The organism is Bartonella sp. AA89HNZF (genome assembly GCF_042196905.1).
In the GTDB taxonomy this organism is placed as follows: Bacteria; Pseudomonadota; Alphaproteobacteria; order Rhizobiales; family Rhizobiaceae; genus Bartonella.
Map to the genome: position 1 here is coordinate 19770 of NZ_JBHIRD010000011.1, position 21139 is coordinate 40908.

13 protein-coding genes and 1 pseudogene are annotated in these 21139 nt (G+C 39.4%); 11 read left to right on the forward strand and 3 right to left on the reverse strand.

Annotated elements, in window-relative coordinates:
- Positions 1–29 precede the first annotated feature (29 nt).
- Complete coding sequence (tsaD, locus tag ACFIN0_RS06225; RefSeq protein WP_375702139.1) at positions 30–1124, reverse strand: tRNA (adenosine(37)-N6)-threonylcarbamoyltransferase complex transferase subunit TsaD; 1095 nt, start codon at positions 1122–1124, stop codon at positions 30–32.
- Positions 1125–1486: 362 nt separating this feature from the next.
- Between tsaD and ACFIN0_RS06230 the strand changes: the two genes are divergently transcribed.
- From ACFIN0_RS06230 to ACFIN0_RS06245, 4 genes are all read left to right on the forward strand, one after another.
- Positions 1487–2671: a hypothetical protein gene (locus ACFIN0_RS06230; protein WP_375609951.1), complete on the forward strand. Its 1185-nt coding sequence runs from the start codon at positions 1487–1489 to the stop codon at positions 2669–2671.
- 11 nt (positions 2672–2682) lie between these two features.
- On the forward strand, positions 2683–4242 hold the full coding sequence (locus ACFIN0_RS06235; RefSeq protein ID WP_375606038.1) for a heme biosynthesis protein HemY: 1560 nt from the start codon (positions 2683–2685) through the stop codon (positions 4240–4242).
- Positions 4243–4391: 149 nt separating this feature from the next.
- On the forward strand, positions 4392–5138 hold the full coding sequence (locus ACFIN0_RS06240; RefSeq protein WP_375606037.1) for a glutamine amidotransferase: 747 nt from the start codon (positions 4392–4394) through the stop codon (positions 5136–5138).
- A gap of 792 nt (positions 5139–5930) precedes the next feature.
- Positions 5931–6917 (forward strand): DUF2125 domain-containing protein, encoded by a 987-nt coding sequence (locus ACFIN0_RS06245; protein ID WP_375702140.1) that lies wholly within the window; start codon positions 5931–5933, stop codon positions 6915–6917.
- A gap of 1310 nt (positions 6918–8227) precedes the next feature.
- Here the strand turns inward: ACFIN0_RS06245 and ACFIN0_RS06250 are convergent.
- Complete coding sequence (locus tag ACFIN0_RS06250) at positions 8228–12937, reverse strand: NAD-glutamate dehydrogenase (protein WP_375702141.1); 4710 nt, start codon at positions 12935–12937, stop codon at positions 8228–8230.
- Between the two features lie 274 nt (positions 12938–13211).
- Here ACFIN0_RS06250 and ACFIN0_RS06255 point away from each other — a divergent pair, with 274 nt between their 5' ends.
- The 4 genes and pseudogenes from ACFIN0_RS06255 (at position 13212) to rpsP (ending at position 16411) form a co-directional block, all read left to right on the forward strand.
- Positions 13212–13868, forward strand: a complete 657-nt coding sequence (locus ACFIN0_RS06255; RefSeq protein WP_375606034.1) for a carbonic anhydrase — start codon at positions 13212–13214, stop codon at positions 13866–13868.
- 230 nt (positions 13869–14098) lie between these two features.
- Positions 14099–15667, forward strand: coding sequence for a signal recognition particle protein (ffh, locus tag ACFIN0_RS06260; protein ID WP_375702150.1), 1569 nt, complete (start codon positions 14099–14101; stop codon positions 15665–15667).
- A 24-nt stretch (positions 15668–15691) separates the two neighbouring features.
- Positions 15692–16020 (forward strand): annotated as a pseudogene (locus tag ACFIN0_RS06265) (chorismate mutase).
- A gap of 16 nt (positions 16021–16036) precedes the next feature.
- Entirely contained in the window at positions 16037–16411 is a 375-nt protein-coding gene (gene rpsP / locus ACFIN0_RS06270; RefSeq protein WP_375606033.1) for a 30S ribosomal protein S16, read from the forward strand.
- Positions 16412–16546: 135 nt separating this feature from the next.
- Here the strand turns inward: rpsP and ACFIN0_RS06275 are convergent, their stop codons facing one another.
- Positions 16547–16762, reverse strand: a complete 216-nt coding sequence (locus ACFIN0_RS06275) for a DUF1674 domain-containing protein (protein ID WP_375606032.1) — start codon at positions 16760–16762, stop codon at positions 16547–16549.
- An 83-nt stretch (positions 16763–16845) separates the two neighbouring features.
- Between ACFIN0_RS06275 and htpX the strand changes: the two genes are divergently transcribed.
- The 3 genes from htpX to ACFIN0_RS06290 all read left to right on the forward strand — a co-directional run bounded on the left by htpX (position 16846) and on the right by ACFIN0_RS06290 (position 21114).
- Positions 16846–17892, forward strand: coding sequence for a zinc metalloprotease HtpX (gene htpX / locus ACFIN0_RS06280; protein ID WP_375702142.1), 1047 nt, complete (start codon positions 16846–16848; stop codon positions 17890–17892).
- 47 nt (positions 17893–17939) lie between these two features.
- A complete protein-coding gene (locus ACFIN0_RS06285; RefSeq protein ID WP_375606030.1) occupies positions 17940–19304 on the forward strand; it encodes an RsmB/NOP family class I SAM-dependent RNA methyltransferase in 1365 nt (454 codons plus the stop codon).
- A 64-nt stretch (positions 19305–19368) separates the two neighbouring features.
- Positions 19369–21114, forward strand: a complete 1746-nt coding sequence (locus ACFIN0_RS06290; protein ID WP_375606029.1) for a heparinase II/III family protein — start codon at positions 19369–19371, stop codon at positions 21112–21114.
- Positions 21115–21139 lie beyond the last annotated feature (25 nt).

Below are 21139 nucleotides of genomic sequence, written 5' to 3' on the forward strand. Positions count from 1 at the left end.
TTTAAGATGTGTGTGGGACGTCAATTTTATTATGCTTTTGTTCCACGGCGTCCCATCCCGATCAAGGGTGGGGCTTTTTCATCTAATGGCCAGCGTGAGCGGGGTGCAATGTCAAGAGAGCTTGTTTCTCCTCGTGCGAGTTTTTGTGCACCGGCAAAAGCAATCATTGCAGCATTATCGGTACACAAGGAAAGAGGAGGGGCTATAAATTCAAAACCATGTTGATGGGCAAGTTCTTGCAACGTAGAGCGAATGGCTTGGTTTGCGGCAACACCGCCCGCAACAACTAAAGCAGGAGAATGCTTTTCTTGATTATCAGAGAGAGGATATTGGTGGGTAAAGTGTTGTAAAGCTAGGTGAACACGATCACGTACCGTATCAGTCACAGCGGCTTGAAAACTTGCGGCAATGTCAGCAATATCATTTTCTGTAAGGGGAGCTATGGCTGTTGCGGCTTGTCGAACAGCAGTTTTGAGTCCTGAAAAAGAAAAGTCTAATCGTTTTTCACCTTTTAAAGGTCGTGGAAGAGGGATGCGATTTTTATCACCAAATAAAGCTGCTTTTTCAAGTGCTGGTCCACCAGGATAAGGAAGACCTAAAAGTTTTGCTGTTTTATCAAAGGCTTCTCCTAACGCATCATCAATAGTGGTTCCTAAACGCTGGTAGTTGCCTACTCCATGAACAATGATTGTTTGTGTATGACCGCCTGAAACTAAAAGTAATAAATAAGGGAAGCTGACGTTGTGCGTTAACACAGCTGTTAAAGCATGTCCCTCTAAGTGATTTACCGCAATAAATGGTTTGCCAGTGGCAAGAGAGAGTGCTTTTGCGCTCATAACGCCTACCAACAATCCTCCTATCAAACCAGGACCACTGGTGGCTGCAATGCCATCAATATCTTTTAATTTTGTGTTTGCTTCTGTTAGTGCTTGCAGAATTAAATGATCAAGAACTTCAACATGGGCACGAGCAGCAATTTCAGGAACAACACCGCCGTAAGGTGCATGGTGATCAATTTGACTCCAAACAACATTGGAAAGAATTCGGCTGTTTGATTCATTGTTATATTCAATGACAGCCGCTGCCGTTTCATCACAACTTGTTTCTATTCCCAGCAGACGCATTTTAAACAAAACCTTATATTGAAGCTTCTTTCTTGCGTGCGTACCATGAACAGAAAAAGATGCAAAGTATTTCTCTTAGAATTGATTTTTCTATGAAAAATATGTGTTTTGGCATTTTCTTTAAATTTTATGATATCGTTGATTAAAAAATAAAGCTGTATTTTCGAGTATAAAATGCAAATATTTTTTTAAAACTTGTCTATTAAAGTCTATAATTGTAAATATTATTGAGAAAAATGAGATTTGGAAAATTTCTGTAAATTTATACTCTTTCGAAGATATTTGAGAAAAGCTTCATTTTTAAAACTTTTTTCATTTTATTATTTTATTTTTGAAAAAAGTGTGCACAAAAAGTGATAAAGATGGTCGATTCTTCAAAACCAAAAGTTAAATCACATTATACTGGTACGCGCCGTAAGAAACCAGTTATTGAACATGAAGCTATTTCCCATGATTCAGAGGAAAAAATCCACAATTCTGTAGAATCTCCTGCACGAGAAAAACAGAATATGCAAGGTCAGGATAAAAGTATCTCTAGTACAATTTGGCTTTTCTTATCCCTTTCTGGGATTTTGGGGGGATTCATTGCTTTGGGAATTTTTATGGGGCTTCAATGGGCTGGTTTTTTTCCTTCTCCTTTTGTGGCAAATTCTGCTGGGGAGGAAAAAGCCTTGCAGATTGCTGAAGCCGCAAAAAGTCAAGGTGAAGACACAAAGGAACAATTGAGCCGGGTCTTTCAAGAAATCGATGCGTTAAAAACAGAGTTTTCTTCTTTTTCATCACAACAGTTTAAAACAACGAAAAATGATGAACTATCGAAAGAAGAAAGCAAAAAAGCTTTTACGATTTTAGAGGAAAAAGTAAAAACTCTTGAAGAAACTGTACAAACTTTTGTTAGAGAGTCGAAAGAGATAGAGACGGCTTTGTCTGTTGGGCAGAGCAATGCAAATGATCTTGCTGCGTTAAAACAACAGTTAGAAGCACTACAGGAAGAAACTGCTGTTAAAAATAGTGAGAAAAAAGAAATAGATACCGCGCTCTTTACTGCAATTAGTTCATTAAAAAATGCTGTAGAGCGTGGTGGATCTTATAATAATGAATTAAAGCTGTTGCGGCAATTATCGCCTTCGATTAATGGACTTGATGTGTTGCAAAAAACAGCTACTGTGGGTCTTCCAAGTTCAGCACAACTTTCAGTTGATTTTGCTCATGTTGCTGATGCAATTGTTGGCACGCAAAATCTTGTTGCGTCAGATGCTGGTTTTTTTGACCGAATTTTAGCGTGGATAAAAGGGCTCATTGTTTCGCGACCGATTGGAAATGTTGAAGGGACAACGCTGGGGGCTATTGCGGCACGCATGGAAGTTGCCATTCAAGCTGGTGATTACGAAAAGGCTTTGAGTGAATGGCAATCATTGCCCCAAAGTGCAAAAGATGTTTCAATGGATTTTGTTAAGCAGCTTGAAAGACATATTGCTATTCAACAGTTGTTGCAGCAATTGTTATTGTCTGTGCAACAAGGATCTTTTAAAGCAACAAAGATGTAAATAGGCCCAAGATGATACGTGTTTTTATTTATATTTTTGTTGTTTGTATCCTCGGTTTAGCTTTCACGTGGGTTGCTAATCACAATGGTATTTTTGTTCTCACATTTTTGCATTTCAGATTTTCTGCTTCATTTCTTACAGTGTTAAGTGTGCTTATTTTGTTTTTTGTAACGCTGGTGCTTTTATGGTGGTTATTGTCTTTCTTTTTTTCCATACCGAATGCTCTTTCCAATTATTTTTATAAACGCCATCAAAAGCGTGGTTACGAAGCTCTTTCAAAGGGGATTCTTGCAACTTTTGCTGGTGATAGTATGGTTGCGCAAAAAATGGAAACACGGGTTGCTAAATATCTTGCAGGAAAACAAGAGCCATTGGTAAAACTCTTACAAGCGCAAACCTTGTCTTTACAAAATGACTCTGTTCGCGCCATCGGTCTTTATGAAGAGATGAGAAAGGAAGATCCGACAAAACTGGTTGGACTTTATGGTTTGTTTCGTGAAGCGATGAAGAGTAAAGCTTATGAGGCAGCGCAACAATATGCCGAAGAGGCACTGACTTTATCGCCAGCACTTTTATGGGCGCATCAGGCGGTGCTCGATCGGTTAAGTACTGAGGGTAAATGGGATAAGGCACTTACTATTTTTGAAAGAACGCAAAAAGCTCTCCCGCGTTCTATTCGCGCGACTCCAGAGCGGCAGCATATACAGGTTTTACTACTAAGTGGGCAGGCACTTTCTTTGTTTGATACACATCCTGTACAAGCACGTGAAGCTATTTTGAAAGCCCATAAATTGGCGCCTGATTTTGTTCCAATAATAGTTATTGCTGCTGATATTCTTTATAAATTAAACGAAACGCGTAAAGCGGATAAAATGATTATAGCGGCTTGGCAAAAGGAGCCTCATCCTGACTTGGGAGCGCTTTATCTTGAAAGAGAAGAAGGAGCCATTGGGCGATTGAAAAGGGCTAAGACACTTGCTTCTTATAATAAAGATGCATTTGAGTCGGCTTTCCTTATTGCTAAAGCAGCTTTGGATGCTGGTGAAACAGCATTAGCAAGAGAGAAGGCACAAAAAGCATTACAATGTCATCCACGGGAAAGTGTTTATTTATTGTTGGCAGATATTGAAGAGGCACAGGGAAACAGTCAAGGTGCTGTGCGTCAATGGCTTTCTTTAGCACTTCGTGCTGAACGTGATCCAGTGTGGATGTGTGATGGGGCCATTTTTTCTTCTTGGTCAGCGGTTTCTCCAATCAGTGGACGTTTGGGCTGTTTTGAATGGAAGGCGCCTCCTTGTATGCCTTCTCTCACATTAGAGGCGGACAATATTGTGTCGAAAAGGCAAGACAAAGAGTATGTTATGGGAAAAAGTGATGATGTTGGAGATAAGAAGCTTGAAAAATTAACACCTATAGATGATTCTCTTTTGCATAATGCGCAGGTGGAGAAACAAGATATAAAAGAAAAAGATGTAAAAATGTTCAGTCAAACTCACTTAAATGTTGATGATCCAGGGGTTAAAACAGAAGAAGAAACATCTTTATCGAGGAAAAAATTTCGTTTATTTTAAATTGCATCAATATGGTAGTATGAGCGTTTTTTCAGAAGAAAAAATTAATATAGAAGAAAAAAAATTATCTTTAATCTTGTCCAATAAAATTATTCTCTTATGCTTAAAAAATGAAATTTTGCTTGGTAGCAGAGGTGATTGGTTAAAAAATGTTTTTAAATCAGAGATGTCTTGATAAAAAACAAAAAAATAACAAACCAAGGATTGCTGTCGTTATTCATCGGCGCTCTACCTATACTGGTCGTTTGGGAAAATTTTTACAACAAAATGGTTTTGTTCTTGATATTTATCGTCCTATTTTTGGACAAAAACTCCCTGATACATTAGAGCATTATGCCGGCGTTGTTATTTTAGGGGGACCGATGAGTGTGAATGACAGCGAAGCCTATATTGGTGAGGAAATTGATTGGATTTCGTTATCACTAAAGGAAAATAAGCCTTTTTTGGGTATTTGTCTTGGAGCACAAATGTTAGCGCGAAATCTAGGGGGGCGCGTTGGTACAAGAAGTGATGGGACTGTTGAAGTCGGCTGGTATCCACTAGAAGCAACCCCACAAGGGAAGGAATTGATGAATTGGCCAGAGATGGTCTACCATTTCCATGATGAAGGTATTTATGATTTACCGAAAGAGGCAATGCTTTTGGCAACAGGGAATACATATCCTACACAAGCTTTTCGTTATGGAAACAATGCATGGGGCTTGCAGTTTCATGCTGAATTTACACGCGCTATGATGCGGCGTTTGGTCGTGCGTTCGGCACATAAATTGACTGAAAAAGGTGCTCAACCTGCTTGTGCACATTTGAAAGGTCGTTTAATCTATGATCGAGCTTTGAGCCAATGGTTTGAAAGCGCATTACACCAGATTTTTTGTACACCGCCCGTACTTGTGTAATTATTGATAACGCATTGATTTATATGGGTAATTCACGGTTTTGTATATTGAATGAGAACCCCGAATATAGTAAGGTTTTTTCATTCCAAACCTGTGTATATTGACTCAATAAAAACCTCTTGTTTGCATGTCACAAGTAGGGCTGGCGTGTGGGCAAAAACTGTATAAGAAAAGACTAAAAATGCTTCTTATGAACTGTCTTAAGTGCCAAGAGCTGTCGCAACATTTGGGGGCTAGCCAAATATAATGATGGTGCTGGCTTTGGGGCCTCCATAAGCGTAAAGATGGGGGGCTCAATGGCTTTATCGTTAAGAAACACTATTCATTATCATTTTTGTTGTGCTGTAAAAGAGTATGGTTTAAGGCAGAGGTAGAAAATCTATGTAAAACTTTACACATGAGGTATTTTTTGTTAAAGGGTATAATCGTTCTTCTTAAGAAAACCTTGTTGAGTTTATGAGATACAGTACTTTAGAATGATGTATGGGGGCTTCTTGAAGTGATCAGTAGATAAAGTCCGGTCGATTAAGAAGTTGGGTTGTGTATAAACTGACCGGGGTTAGAAATCTTTGTCCTTTTTAGGGTGGGAGAAAGTTAAGAGATAAAGAAAGTTTTAATGTTGTCCAAATCCTCTCAATTACCATTAAGACGAAAAAGTTTTTCTTTAAGCTATTTAATTTTTGGGCTTTTTTGTTTGGCTCTGATATTTATTTATAGCGCACTCTGGTTTTTTTTTCACGTAAAATAGAAGACCATGTTTCTGATATATTTGTAAAAGTATCTTCCCATAATATGGCGGCGGTATGCGAGAATGTACGCAGGGATGGTTATCCTTTACGTGTCGGTGTTGTTTGTGACAAGTTTCAATTTTCTTGGCCTTTACATGGGGTTTCTTTATCGACGGGGCGTTTGACGGCTGGTGCACCAATTTATTCACCTTATTTGGTCGAGTTTAATGTTCGTTCTCCTGCATTAATTGTTTTTTCCGGAAAAACTCCTATAGTATCGCATTGGCGCAATTTGGTGATTGAAACAGAGCCTTATTGGAAAACGGGTAAAACATTGAAGTTTATAGCTGAAGGGCTTGAGATTTCATCTTTTTCCTCTTTCTCTGAAGATCAAAAGCTTCAAGAAGCATTAAGAGCACAAACGATAGATAAAAAAACGACACAAGAAAATATTGAAGATCCGGCATCTTTGCAAAATACGCATGACGTGATTATTCAGCCATTAGAGCCACAAGATATGCCTCAAAAAATAACGGCAGAATTTTTGCGTTTTGATCTAAAACATGAAAAGAATGATTTATCGGGACATATAACTTTTGACGGTTTTGATGCTTCTCCCTTTTTAAAATCTTCTTTTGTTGATATTCCTAAAATTGATGGTAATTTGAAATGGATTTTAAATGACATTTCTTTTCTGTCTGAAGATGAAGAAAAAAATTGGCAACAGCGACTGTATGGAAAAAGTGGACTTTTAAAGCAAGGTGAATTGACTTTTCATACAGGTGGTGCAGTGCGTATTAGTGGACCTTTTTCTTTTGATGATGAAGGATATTTGACAGCAAAATTTGAACTTGTCCTTATTCAGTCCATGAAGCTTCTTGACACTCTGCAGCGCTTATTTCCCGCGCAAGCCAATAATCTTCAAGCGTTATTTTTTATTTTAGGTGCTTTGCCTAAAAATGCGGACGGCGCTCCCGTTCTTTCATTGCTCATTAACAATGGGTGGGTAAAACTGGGATTTTTAAAACTTGGTCGTCTTGCTCCACTTTAGGTGTTGTACCAAAGCCTTTTTTCATCTTTACTATCAAATTTCGACTTTTTCTGATTTTCACACTTTTTTGCAATTTTAGAGTGTCAAAATATATTTTAACAAAATGCGTATTTAATGGTAAAAAAAATAGCGATAAAAATAAAAAATTATCACCTACTCCTAACTCGTCCAACCTCTTTTCACTTAGTACAAAATCTTATGTCAAACTACATATAGCAACAGTGTTTGTATGGAAAAAGTGGTATTTTAAAGTATGCTGAATTGCCTTTTTATACAGGTGGTGTGGTTCTTTTTAGGAACCTTTGTCTTTATATATGGAATGAGCATATTGCATATATCTGTTTGGGTGTAACCTCTTAAAACAAGTAAATAGCCTAGTTGGAGGAAGATATGAAGTTGTAAAGCGGAAAATCAACATCCATCTTTACTGTCATTTTTTATTCGATTTTACGCATTTCAAAAGCAGTTACAGTTATATCTTTTAAATAATGGATTAAGCTTATCCTTTTATTTCTGATATTTTTTAATGAAGCCATATGTCTTCCACGTAAAACAGAATATATTTGTATTGCATATTTACGCATTTGTTAAAAAAATATTTCTCAGTACTTCTTATTTCCGATGTCGCTTATGAATGGTATAAGGATAAAGCCATTAAGCACCACCATCTTTTCGGTTATGGAGTAACAAGCTAAGGGGCAACACCATCATATTATATTTGCTAACTCTCAATGTTACTGCAGATTTTGGCACTTGAGGCGGTTTATGAGGGGCATTTTTAGTTCTTTCTTTACTGTTTTTATCTATTCGGCTTTCCTATTTGCAATATGCAAGGGGAAATGGGGTTAATTAATTGAATATAAACAGATTTTAAATGAGACAAATTTAGAATATCGAATTATCAGTCATCATAAAAATGATAAAATTATGATTGTAAATCAATATATTATATTTTTATGATGAAGGATATTTGACAGTAAAATTTGAATTTATTTTTTATTTTGAGTGCTCTGTCTAAAAATGCAGGATAGGGCTTCCGTTCTTCCCTTGTTGGTTAGTCATGGATGGATAGAACGGAGCAAAAGCTTAGCTGTTTTGTACTGCTTTTAAGTCTGAAAGTTTATGTTTTTAGGGTGAAAAATCAATCTTGTTGTTTTTTTGAAATTGTTGCAAACAATTCTATTGTGATAAATAGCGAGATTTTATTTTGGGTGTTATGTTTAAAATGCAAACTCCCGCTCTATATTTTTGCTGGTTTGTTGTGGTGGTGGGATAGAACGGGAGATTGAGTGGGTCGTTTTGTATTTGCTTTAGGTTTGAAAGCCAACATTTTGAAGTTGAGAAATCAATCCTGCTGCAAAAGTAAAACGAGAAATATTGAGATCATTTTCAATAAGGGCACTAATGCGGTTTGTAATATTATGAATATTATTTTCTTCTGTTTTTTTCCAAGTGTCAAAAGGATCTTTTTTCTTGCCATAATTTTTGAGGATTTTCATAACGATTTGCCGTAAGCTTTCGGAAACATTTTCTTTGGCTTGGCTTAGAGCCATACTATCATAATAATCTAAGATGGGAATTGTTCGACGAGCTTCATTAATGCGGTTTATACGAATGATTTGTGCAAGCGAGAAATAAATCTCTGCAGTTTTAATAAGATCACTGTTGCTTTGTTTTGCAATCAAAGAAATATCACAGATTATTGGTGCTGCTTCCAAGAGAGCCAATTGTTTTGCTAATGCTTTTGGTGCTCCTTCTTCACTGTAGTGTAGTGCTTTTTCTTCAATCTTTTGATTAATATCGTTGTTGGGAGAATGCATAAGCTCTTTTTCAATAATACTACGGGCTTGCTTTATTGTTTTTACAATTTCTTCTAGTGGACGTGAGAGATCCATGTTGTGCAAACCCCAATTGGTCGTTTCAAAGAGCATTGGGGTCATTGCTGCATAGAATTTGTTTTGGACAAGACCAGGTATTTTATTATCAAGCTTATCAATTTGATCAGATAATTGAGGAATTTCAAAACCATCACGGATGGCAATAAAAACGCGAATAATATTTTCAACCTTTTGTTGTGTTTCATCGTGTAGCCGATTAACAAAAGTGGGGCCTCCACGATTTACAATGTCATTGGCAATCAGTGTTGCGATAATATTACGACGCAATTGATGGTTAATCACTTCCTTCTTAAAATTTTCTTGAATTTGGGTTGGAAAATAGTTCAGCAAGGCTGTATTGAAATAGTGATCATCAACAATGGGGCTATTAGCAATTTCTTCTTTTAAGGTCAATTTAGCATAGGCAAAAATAACGGCGAGTTCTGGACGGAGAAGACCTTTGCCTTGGGTTGTTCTTTGTCGTAAAATTTGCTCATCAGGGAGTATTTCAACTCTGCGATCTAGAAGCTTTTTTTGTTCTAAATCGTGCATAAAGCGTATTTGATAGGGCAAATCAGCAATGCTTTGGTTTTCCGCCAAAGAAAGCGCAAGAGGTTGTAGATAATTGTTGCGCAAGACGAGTTGCTCGACTTGAGGCGTCATTTTTTTCAAGAGCTTATTGCGATCTTCGCGGGTTAACGTTTTGGCACGTAGTGCTGATGCAAGAACAATTTTGAGATTGACCTCAATATCAGAACAATTCACACCAGCAGAATTGTCAATGGCATCCGTATTACATCGACCACCATTTGAGACATATTCAATCCGTCCACGTTGTGTAACACCAAGATTAGCTCCTTCACCAATAATTTTTGCACGCACTTGTTCTCCGGTAATGCGTATTGCATCATTTGCGCGATCACCTACTTGGGCATCATTTTCTGTTGCAGCACGGATATAAGTACCAATACCGCCGAACCATAAAAGATCAACAGGGGCTTTGAGAAGAGCAGAGATAATTTCAAAGGGTGTTCCTGTTTGTTTTTCAAAACCAATGGCTTGTGCTGCTTCAGGTGAGAGAGTAATGGTTTTTTCTTTTCGTGAGAAGATACCACCGCCCTTTGATAATTTGCTTTTATCGTAATCTTGCCAACTTGAGCGAGGAAGTTTAAAAAGGCGCGTACGCTCTGCGTAGCTTTCGTCTATGTTTGGATCTGGATCAATAAAGATATCGCGGTGATCAAAAGCGGCAATCAATTTTGTTTGTTTGGAAAGCAGCATTCCATTACCAAAGACATCACCAGACATATCGCCAACACCGACACAGGTGAAGGGCGTTGTTTGAATATCATGATTAAATGATTCTCTAAAATGTCTTTTGACGGCTTCCCATGCGCCTTTAGCTGTAATACCAATGTCTTTGTGGTCGTAACCTGCTGAGCCTCCAGAGGCAAAAGCATCATCAAGCCAAAAGTGGTTTGCTTGGCTGATGGCGTTGGCTGTATCAGAAAAAGTTGCTGTTCCTTTGTCTGCTGCTACAACAAAATAGGGGTCAGGGTCATCATGACAGATGATATTGTGGGGCGCACTTATTTTGCCATTAACCAGATTGTCTGTGATGGAGAGCAAAGCAGTGATAAAGTCTGTATAAGCTTGACGTGCTGCTTCTATGATAACAGCACGGTCATTTGTTTGGGGAAGCCGATGGGGATAGAATCCACCTTTTGCACCGGCAGGAACGATAACTGCATTTTTAACTTGTTGGGCTTTGACTAAGCTCAGCACTTCGGTACGATAATCTAATGCACGATCAGACCAACGAATTCCGCCACGGGCAATAAGTCCAAAACGCAAATGGACTCCTTCAACTTCCGGTCCATAAACAAAAATTTCTCGGTAAGGGCGCGGTTCAGGCAAACCTTCAATCTGGCGCGGATTTAATTTGGTGGCTAAAATACGCCGTGGACTTCCATCAGGAAGAGGCGTAAAGGCATTTGTTCGTAAACTCGCCTCTATAAGGTTACAATAACGGCGTAAAATGAGATCATCATCTAAACCAGAGACTTTTCGTAATTTTTCTTCAATGCGCTTTTGAATGACTTGTTGGTTTTTTTCCCGTTCTTTTTCTGTATGGCTTTGATGAAATTTTAAATGAAATAAAGCATAAAGATCTTGGGTGATGTCAGGATAAGCATTTAAAGTTTGGGCAACGCGATCTTGCGAATAAGGAATTCCAGCTTGTTGGAGATAGCGCCCATAATGGCGGAAAATAACAATTTCATGCCAATCAAGCTCAGCTGTTTGGGTGAGAGCATTAAAGCCGTCATTATCAGCATTTTGTGCCCAAATGGCTTCAAAGGTTTCGGCGTGTTTTTGACCGTCTTTTTCAAAATCGATACAGCGTTGGAAAGTACTTTCTAGCTGCATATCATGAAGATACACAGAGCGCCCATTGCCATCTGGTAATTCAAGAGTTTGTTCAGCAATAACGCGAAACCCCATATTTTCAAGGAGTGGTACACGTTTGGAAAGGGCAAGTGCTTCATGGCGGTGAAAAAGCCGAAGAGAAATGCACTGTTTTTCTTTGTTTTGTGCATGATAAAAGATCACGAAAAGGGGCTTTTCATCATGAAGACTTAGAATATGTCCGGCATCGTTAATAGCGTCTTCAGCTGAAAATAAATCACGATAGCTGTTGGGGAATTCACTGGCTAGACGTGTTTGTTGCTCTGTTATTTTCTTGTTAAGAGCGATGGCTTGAACCCTGTCTTCCCAACTTCGTGCAATCGAACGTACATGTTGTTCAAGTGTGGAGCGCTCATGAAGGGGAACAGTTTCGTTTCCTTTGCGATGGATGATATAATAGACACGTATAAGGGTGCTTTCCAAAAATAGCGGATAAGATTCAAAAAAGTCACCTTTATAAAGCTCTACAAAATGTTCGCCAACTTTTTCACGCAGGCTGCTGCTATATTGGTCACGCGGTACGTAGACAAGGATAGAAACAAAGCGCCCAAAAGAATCAGTGTGGGCAAGAACCCGTAAACGTGGGCGCTCATCTAATTGTAGAATAAGCTTGGTGTTTTCTGTCAATGTATCAACATCAGAGCGAAACATTTCATCTCTTGGATAGGTTTCTAAAGCACTGATGAGTGCTTTTCCTGAATAATCGGCGTGATTGTGTCCAAGACGTTGAATAATAGTTTGGGCTTTTTCTTTTAAGAAAGGAATTTGCAAAATAGAACGTGTATAAGCTGAGGAGGTAAAAAGCCCTACAATGCGTAATTCTCCACAGAGTTGGTTTTCTTTATCAAAGATTTTAAGACCAATATAATCCAGCCAAACAGAACGGTGAATTTTGGAGCGGCTGTTCGCTTTTGTCACGATAAATAGATTATCGCTTTCCATGAAGGATAAAACTTCTTGAGGAGGCTCTTTCATGCTTTTATCGTCAACAATATGAATAGAAGCATCCGTGAGTATACCAAGTTCAATATTACTCGCTGTAAAGGATTTTAGGGGTTTTTGGTCTTTGATGAAGTTGTAAGTGCGCATACCAAGGAAAATGAAATTATCGTCCATTAGCCAGTGAAGAAACTCAATGGCTTTTTCGCCTTCTTGTTTGTAGTGCGGGGGAAGACTTATTTGGTAGGCATGAATATGTTTTTCAACTTCTTCAAGCATAGGTTTCCAGTCTTGTACAGCAGCATTAACCTGTTCAAGAACTAAGGTGAGTTCATTTTCAAGTTTCTGCGTCTGCTGTTTATTGAGTGACTCGATGTGAATTTGCATCAGACTGATGCGTTTTCCAGAAGCACTATCAAGAATGGGGTGTGCAATCAAATAAATATGGTTTTTGTGTTGATTGAAGACATTTAAAATAGAATCGAGAAGGAAGGGTTTGTTATCATTGACAAGCGTGATAACGGTTATAGGCTTGTTATTACGGGTCAAGTTTTGTTCAAAGAAGATGGTATTTTTTCCCGTCTGATGGAGATTAAAAGCTTTTACCGCGATAGCAGTGGCCCTTTGAAGTTCTTCACTTTCGTAATAAGCAATATCTTCTTCATCGGTTTGAGCAAAAAGGATTTGTTCTATTTTATCTTGGGTGTTTTTTATTTCTGTTTTTTTTTGTTGCAACACATTCACTCTCCCTTTTTGCTCTTAGGGGCCTTTTCTTCTCTTTGTTAAAAGCAGACCATTATATTTTTACATACTGTAACACCTTCTTCCTAAAGAAAATAGCTCTTTATTTGGAAAGAATGAGTTTGTTTTTGCTATTTTTTAGTAATATTTTGTACTTTAAAGAAATATTTTTCTTCAAGGAAAAGGCATTTTTAGTATTTTTGTATGTTAATAGTTTGTTTTTTAAAATATACAAAATGAAAGTAAAAAAAGAAGCAAAAGTAAAAAAAGAATGGCGCATTTACCAGAAAGACTTTTAAGTGGTTACCAAAACTTTATAAACAATCATTTTTTATATAAAATAGCAGATTATCAGCAATTGGTGATTGAGGGGCAGAAACCTGAAGTTTTGGTCATTGCTTGTTGTGATTCGCGTGCAGTACCAGAAATGATTTTTGATGCTAAGCCAGGGGAAATTTTCACCCTGCGCAACGTGGCGAATGTGGTTCCTCCTTTTTCTCCTGATGACCAATATCACGCAACATCAGCAGCTCTTGAATATGCTGTGCAATTGCTTGAGGTGAGACATATTGTCGTTTTTGGTCATGCCCATTGTGGAGGTATTCGTACTGCTCTTAATGAGACATATAAATCTTTATTATCAAATGATTTTATCGGTCAATGGATCAGTCTTTTAGCACCAGCCGCAGAAATTGTTTTGAATAATAAGTCGCTGTCGTGGCCAGAAAAACAGACGGCATTAGAGCAGCTTTCTATTCGTCATTCGTTGAGAAATTTAGAGACGTTTCCATGGATAAAGCTTCGCAAAGATCAAGGTTTTTTGACATTGCATGGGGTTTGGTTTGATATCTCTAGCGGAAAATTATGGAGCATGGAACAGGAAACAGGTTGTTTTATGCGTGTTGAAGTTGAAAGTTTTGAAGTATAGTATTTGTTGTTTTTATTTCTTCGTATAAAAAGACATTTTATGATAAAACTTGACAAAGCTGGGGTTTTATTGTTTGAAGGAGCAAGCTTTCAGTGACAAAATTAACTTGGAGCCACCGACTGAGACCCCGGTTTAAGGGTATAAAGAGATCTCAGAGGTCAACATCCGACGGCGCGATGCGTTCTCGGATGCTATTTTGGTTTGTTTGTTATGCAACAATGAGGTAAATGATGTTTGAATCCTTGCAAGAGCGACTTGGTTCTATCCTGTCTCATTTGACGGGACGTGGCGCTTTATCGGATCAGGATGTTGTAGAGGCGCTGCGTGAAATTCGTCGCGCTTTATTGGAAGCTGATGTTGCTCTTGATGTTGTGCGCTCTTTTACCGATAGAGTTCGGGAAAAAGCTGTTGGGGCCCAAATCGTTAAATCAATTAAACCAGGCCAAATGGTGGTTAAAATTGTTCATGATGAATTGGTTCATATTCTTGGAAATGAAAGTGTTCTGAGTGATTTAAATGCACCAGCTCCTGTTGTTATCATGATGACTGGTTTGCAAGGTTCGGGAAAAACAACCACAACAGCAAAGCTTGCAAAACGTTTTACTGATAAGCACAATAAAAAAGTTCTCATGGCGTCATTAGATACACGCCGTCCCGCTGCACAGGAGCAATTGCGCCAATTGGGAGAACAGGCAAAACTTGCAAGCTTGCCTATTATTGCGGGTCAGCTGCCCGTTGATATTGCATTACGTGCTGTGCAAGCTGCTAAATTGGGTGGTTATGACGTGCTTATTCTTGACACAGCAGGACGTAATCATATTGATGAAGCTTTGATGCTCGAATTGGCTGAAATTAAAGCATGTTCCCTTCCTCATGAGATTATGTTGGTGGCTGATAGTTTGACGGGGCAAGATGCTGTTCATCTTGCTTGTTCTTTTGATGAGCGTGTAGGGATTACGGGGATTATTTTAACACGGATGGATAGTGATGGGCGTGGTGGCGCTGCTCTTTCTATGCGTGCTGTTACAGGTAAACCAATTAAAGCAATTGGAACTGGTGAAAAAATAGATGCTTTAGAAGAATTTCATCCCAGTCGTATTGCTGATCGTATTCTCGGAATGGGGGATATTGTTTCTTTGGTTGAAAAAGCGGCAGAAACAATGGATCACGAGAAAGCTGCTGCTTTTGCAAAAAAAATGCAAGCCGGAAAATTTGATCTGAATGATCTTGCAGAACAGTTGCAGAAAATGAAAAAACTGGGTGGAATGGGCGGTATTATGGGCATGTTGCCGGGAATGGGGAAGGTCAAAGAGCAGATTGCGGCTGCGGGGTTTGATGATCGTTTGTTTGATCGTCAATTGGCTATTATTTCATCTATGACACCGAAAGAGCGGGCGAATCCAGAGCTTTTAAAACATAGCCGCAAACAACGAATTGCTAAGGGGTCTGGTACGACAGCGGCTGATATTAATAAACTTTTGAAGATGTATCGCCAAATGGCTGATATGATGAAAGCCATGGGTGGTAAAGGAAAAAGTGGTTTGATGGGAAAAATGTTGGGAGGCCTTGGTTCCAAAATGGGTTTTGGAGGCAAGGGGAATTTGAGTGGAGATTCTCCAGTTATACCTGATTTATCGGGAATGGATTTGAAGCAACTCTCAACGCTTCAAAAGCAGATTGAAAATAATGATGGAGGGAAGATTTTGCATGGACTTCCCAAGCGTGGGCCTATATTTCCTGGTCTTTCCAATAGCATTGCCGATGGGGGAAAATTTCCTCAGCATCCTAAGAAAAAATAAGATGTAAAGAGGGAAAGGAATATGATGCAGGAAACAGTATTAAACGAATTAGCACATTTACGAGCATCCATTGATAATTTTGATGCAACCTTGATTCATATCTTAGCAGAGCGGTTTCGTTGTACGAAAGCTGTTGGGCGCTTAAAAGCCCGTTATGATTTGCCTAAAGTAGATCCTCTGCGTGAGCAATATCAGGTAGCGCGTTTGCGGCAATTGGCTATAGATAGTCATCTTGATCCTGATTTTGCTGAAAGATTTTTAAAATTTATTATCAAAGAAGTTGTGAGTCATCATGAAGTTATTGCTGAAGAGCAAAAAACAAAAAAGTCAATTTAAACGAAAGCCAGAGCTGACAATAGGAGATAAAATATGGCATTGAAAATTCGTTTGTCCCGTGGAGGTTCAAAAAAACGTCCTTACTATCATATCGTCGTTGCAGATGTTCGTAGTCCGCGCGATGGGCGGTTTCTTGAACGTGTTGGTGCATGGGATCCAATGTTGCCTAAAGATGGACCGAGGGTGAAACTTAATGAAGAACGTATCCAATATTGGCTTGGGCAAGGGGCTCAACCAACAGATCGCGTTTTACGGTTTTTAGATGCAGCTGGCTTGAAAAAGCGTCCAACTCGTAATAATCCACATAAAGGTGAACCGGGTAAAAAAGCACAAGAACGTATAGCAGCAGCAAAGCAAGCGGCAGAAGAAGCAGAGGCAGCGGCTGAAGCAGAATCTGCTACAGCATAAGAAGCATGATTGTTTAATCAACGTGTTTTTAAAAGCTTTAGAAAAATAAATATTATCCGTTTTTGTCTATCAAAAACGGATTTTCTTTAAAAAGCTGCTTGTTTAAATCCGCACTGGTTTTTTTAATCAATGGTTTTAAAAATCAATGGCGCGGCCTTTAATTTCCCAGTCTCCATAGCGGGAAGGGTCCTTGCCACCGCGTCCGCCGTTTTCTAAAGGTTGTTCTTTTTTTGTTGCGCGTTTTCGTCTTTCTTCAGCTTCTTTAAGGGCGCGTTGTGCTGCGGGAGAAAGAGATTGCTGTTTAATGACAGTTGCATTTTTTTTGCTTGTTTTCTCATCTTTTTTATTCATTTTACACCTATTCCATTGAAGAAGCAGAAAGAAAACACCATCATATAGTATTGATTGACTTTTATCATGGAGTTTTTTGAGTAATGAATATAATGCGTACAGCTATGCTTTTGGCTTTTTTAACTGCTCTCTTTATGGGAGTTGGTTATCTTGTTGGAGGGGGTGGTGGCATGGTCATTGCTCTTTTGATGGCAAGTGGTTTAAACTTTTTTTCTTATTGGAATTCAGATAAAATCGTTTTACGCATGTACGGGGCGCGTGAAGTTGATCAGCATTCTGCGCCGGTTTACTATAAAATTGTAAGTGATTTAGCGCAAAGAGCTTCTCTTCCTCAACCAAAAGTTTATGTTATTGAGAATCCACAGCCAAACGCTTTTGCAACGGGACGTAATCCGCAAAATGCAGCTGTTGCTGCAAGTACTGGATTGTTAAAGCGGTTGAGTTCAGAGGAAATTGCTGGCGTTATGGCACATGAGCTTGCACATATTGAGCATCGTGATACGTTAACAATGACTCTAACTGCTACAATTGCAGGGGCCATTTCAATGCTTGGTAATTTTGCTTTCTTTATGGGAGGACCGCGCAGCTCTTCAGAAGATTCTCATGGGGTAGGGGCAATTGGAGGATTTATTGCCTTACTCGTGGCACCTTTTGCAGCGATGCTGGTGCAAATGGCGATTAGCCGTACACGGGAATATGCTGCGGATCGGAGAGGGGCTGAAATATGTGGTAATCCTTTATGGTTGGCTTCCGCATTGCGTAAGATTGCTGATGGGGGACGTGGGGTATATAATGAAGAAGCAGAGCATAATCCAGCAACCGCGCATCTGTTTATTATTAATCCTTTGAGCGGTGAGGGAGCCGATAGTCTTTTTTCGACACATCCAGCAACTGCAAATCGTATTGCTGCTCTTTATCGGCAAGCAGAAGAGATGAAAGGGGCTCTTGCCAAAAGTGTGGGCTGGAATAAAGAAGACGCTATACATGAAAAAAGCAGCGGGATGAACTATGGAGATTTTCATAGTGGTCAGGCTCATGCATTAGATGAGCAAGAAAACATTTCTTTTCAGCGTGTTACAAAACGTCCTTCTTGGCTTCGTTATGAAAATTCAAAAAGATCTCGTTCATAGAGTTATTGAGGGAGTTTTTAAGGAAGCAGTAATATAAAGGTGGTGTTTTGAAACACAAAAAAGCGGGGCATGTGTCTGAAAAAAATGTTCCAGGATTAGCTGTTCGGCAGGTGTGTGTGCGCCTTTTAGGGGCGGTGGTTGATAAGTGTACGCCTCTTTCTGGTTTGACGGATAATGAACACGGACATCCACACTATTTAAAACTTTCACAACGAGATCGTTTGTTGTGTCGGGCTATTTTGATAGCTTCATTACGTCATCGAGGGCAGATTATAGCGGCTTTCTCACGCTTTTTGGCACGTCCTTTGCCTTCACAAGCACTTTCACTTCAGCATCTTTTGCATATCAGTGTCGCACAAATTCTTTATCTTGATATTCCTGATCATGCGGCTATTGATTTAGCTGTACGTGTGGCAAAACTTGATCCTCGTATGCATCGTTTTTCAGGAGTTGTGAATGCTCTTTTGCGCAATGTTGCGCGTGAGGCAGAGCTTTTACGCCAACAAGTTCCTACCATTGAAGGTGTTCCAGCGTGGTTTGGACAGCTTTTAGTGTCAGCTTATGGAACAGAAAAGGCACATCAGATTATAGCAATTCAAAGTATGGAACCCCCTCTCGATTTGACAGTGAAATCTGATAGCGTTGGATGGGCTGAAAGACTTGGCGGTGTTGCGTTGCCCAATGGTTCAGTTCGATTGAATCGTTTGGAGTGTTCTGTTTCTGATTTACCTGGCTATCGTGAAGGGTCTTGGTGGGTTCAAGATTTTGCTGCAGCCTTGCCTGCTTGTTTATTTGGGAGTATTCGGGGTAAACGCGTTGCTGATCTTTGTGCGAGCCCTGGGGGAAAAACAGCACAATTGGCTTTGCAGGAGGCAGAGGTGACTGCAATTGAGCTTTCTGCTAACCGCGTCAAGCGTTTAAAAGAAAATATGGAACGGCTTCATTTTTCAGCTCACATTTGGCAGGGCGATGTGAAAAACTTCCATCCCACACAGCTTTTTGATGCAGTTCTTCTTGATGCCCCTTGTTCTTCTACAGGAACAATCCGTCGTCATCCAGATATTTTATGGACGAAATCGAGAGATGATATCGTCAAGTTAGCGGCGTTGCAATATGATTTGCTTGTCGCAGCAATTTCTTTGGTAAAGGAAGGGGGACGTATTGTTTTTTCCAATTGTTCATTGGCAAGAGAAGAAGGTGAAGATCTTATTGAGAAAATTTTATCGATACGCAATGACATTGTTTTAGACCCTATTTATCCAGAGGAAATGGGAGCATTGGAACATTTGCTTTGTGGGGGGATGTTACGGACAACGCCTGCGGATTTTTGTCATAAAAATTTTGATGCTGAGAAAACCGTATTTTTAGGAATGGATGGTTTTTTTGCTGCGCGCTTACGAAAAATTGCTTAATTAACGCTTCATTTACAAAAATGGTCGAAATTGTATTTGATTCAGCATAAATGGAGATGAAATTTTGGCGGTTGCGGTAAAAGCTACTCAGGTAAAAGTGGCAGACTGTATCGATACGATACAGAATGTTATGCGGCGTTTATGGGTTGGACCATTGTTTCGTTGGCGGTTTTCAGGGTTTCGTCCTCATAAAATTTTAGCGCATCCCATGGATTTGCATGTAGCTGATCCAATGATGGCGCATGAATTTTATCATGGTCGTTTTGCTTTTGCTGGTCACATTGTTCATTCTGGTGCTGTTTCGCCGTTTTCATTGGTTCCACCAACGCTAGAATGGGAAGCGGCTCTACATGATTTTCATTGGTTGCGCCATATGGAGGTAGCAGAAAGTAATTTAGCTTCTGCACATGCACGCTCTCTTTTAGAAGATTGGTTTGATCATACTGGCAAGAAGGTAAAAGGGCTTGCTTGGAGTGGTCCTGTTGTGGCGCGGCGCTTGATTTCATGGATTTGTCATTCGAAAATGTTGTTAGAAGGCGCAAGTGAGCGGTTTGAAAAACGCTTTTTACGTGCACTTGGTTTGCAATTTCGTTATTTGCGCGTGACAATTTGTAGTATGGAGCACAATGATCAACGTTTACAAGCAGCAGTGGCTTTGACATTCGCCTCTCTTGCTTTGCCTGTTTCTGTGGCAGTGAAAAAAAAGGTACAAACGACGCTTATAGAGGAGCTTTCCCGTCAAATCCTAGTTGATGGTGGGCATATTTCCCGTAGTCCTGTTATTTTGCTGAATTTGTTATCGGATTTATTGTCGTTACGGCATCTTTTTATGCGTAGCAATGAAACGGCACCTCGTATTTTGATTGATTCTGTTGAGCGTATGTTGCCAGCTTTACGATTCTTTATCCATGAGGATCAAACGTTGGCCCATTTTAATGGGGTTGGTCCCCTTGTGTCGGAACGTTTATCATCACTTTTGGAGCTTGATGAAACAGGAGGGAATCCTTTTAGTTATGCCCGTTATTCAGGATTTCAGCGCTTAAAAGCCAATCAAACAACAGTGCTTGCAGATACAGGAAAGTTTCCACCCCGCTCTGTAGCACAGCAGGCTTGTTCGGGATGTTTGTCTTTTGAAATGTCTTCACAAGGGCACCGTTTTATTATCAATACCGGTATTAATCCTGATGGGAGGGAAGATTATCGACATTTAGGGCGTGTTACTGCAGCACATTCAACAGCTACGCTTAATGATTGTTCAGTGGGTGCTTTTTATTATAAAAATAAAAATGGCGCGCCATTTTTGTTTGATGGACCAACAGATGTTCAAGTGTGCCGTATAGAGGATTCAGAGAAGACGGGTTTTATTGCGAGTCATAATGGTTATGTGAGACCCTTTAATCTTATTCATGAGCGTGGTCTTATTTTGGCGACAAATGGAGATACGATCGAAGGTTTTGATCGCTTTTTTATGCCAAATAAAGGGGGAAAGAGACACAAGAGTGTGCAAAATGAACAAAATCATGTTGCTGTTCGGTTTCATCTTCATCCACAAGTTGAAGTTAACTACGATGGCAAACGTGTGTGTTTAGCCGTAAAGAACGAGAACGTGAAGAGCGAACAAGTATGGTATTTTATATCGCCTGACGCAGATATTTGTCTTGAAGATTCGATTGATTTTGCAGAATTAACAGGTCCACAACGGACACAACAGATTGTTTTATATTTTCGTCCTGCATTTCAGGAAAAAGTTCGTTGGCGTTTTATCCGTAAAGCGTTTGATAAAAAATTAGAACATTGTTCCAACCCATAGTATATTGCGTTTTATCTTGTGTGTC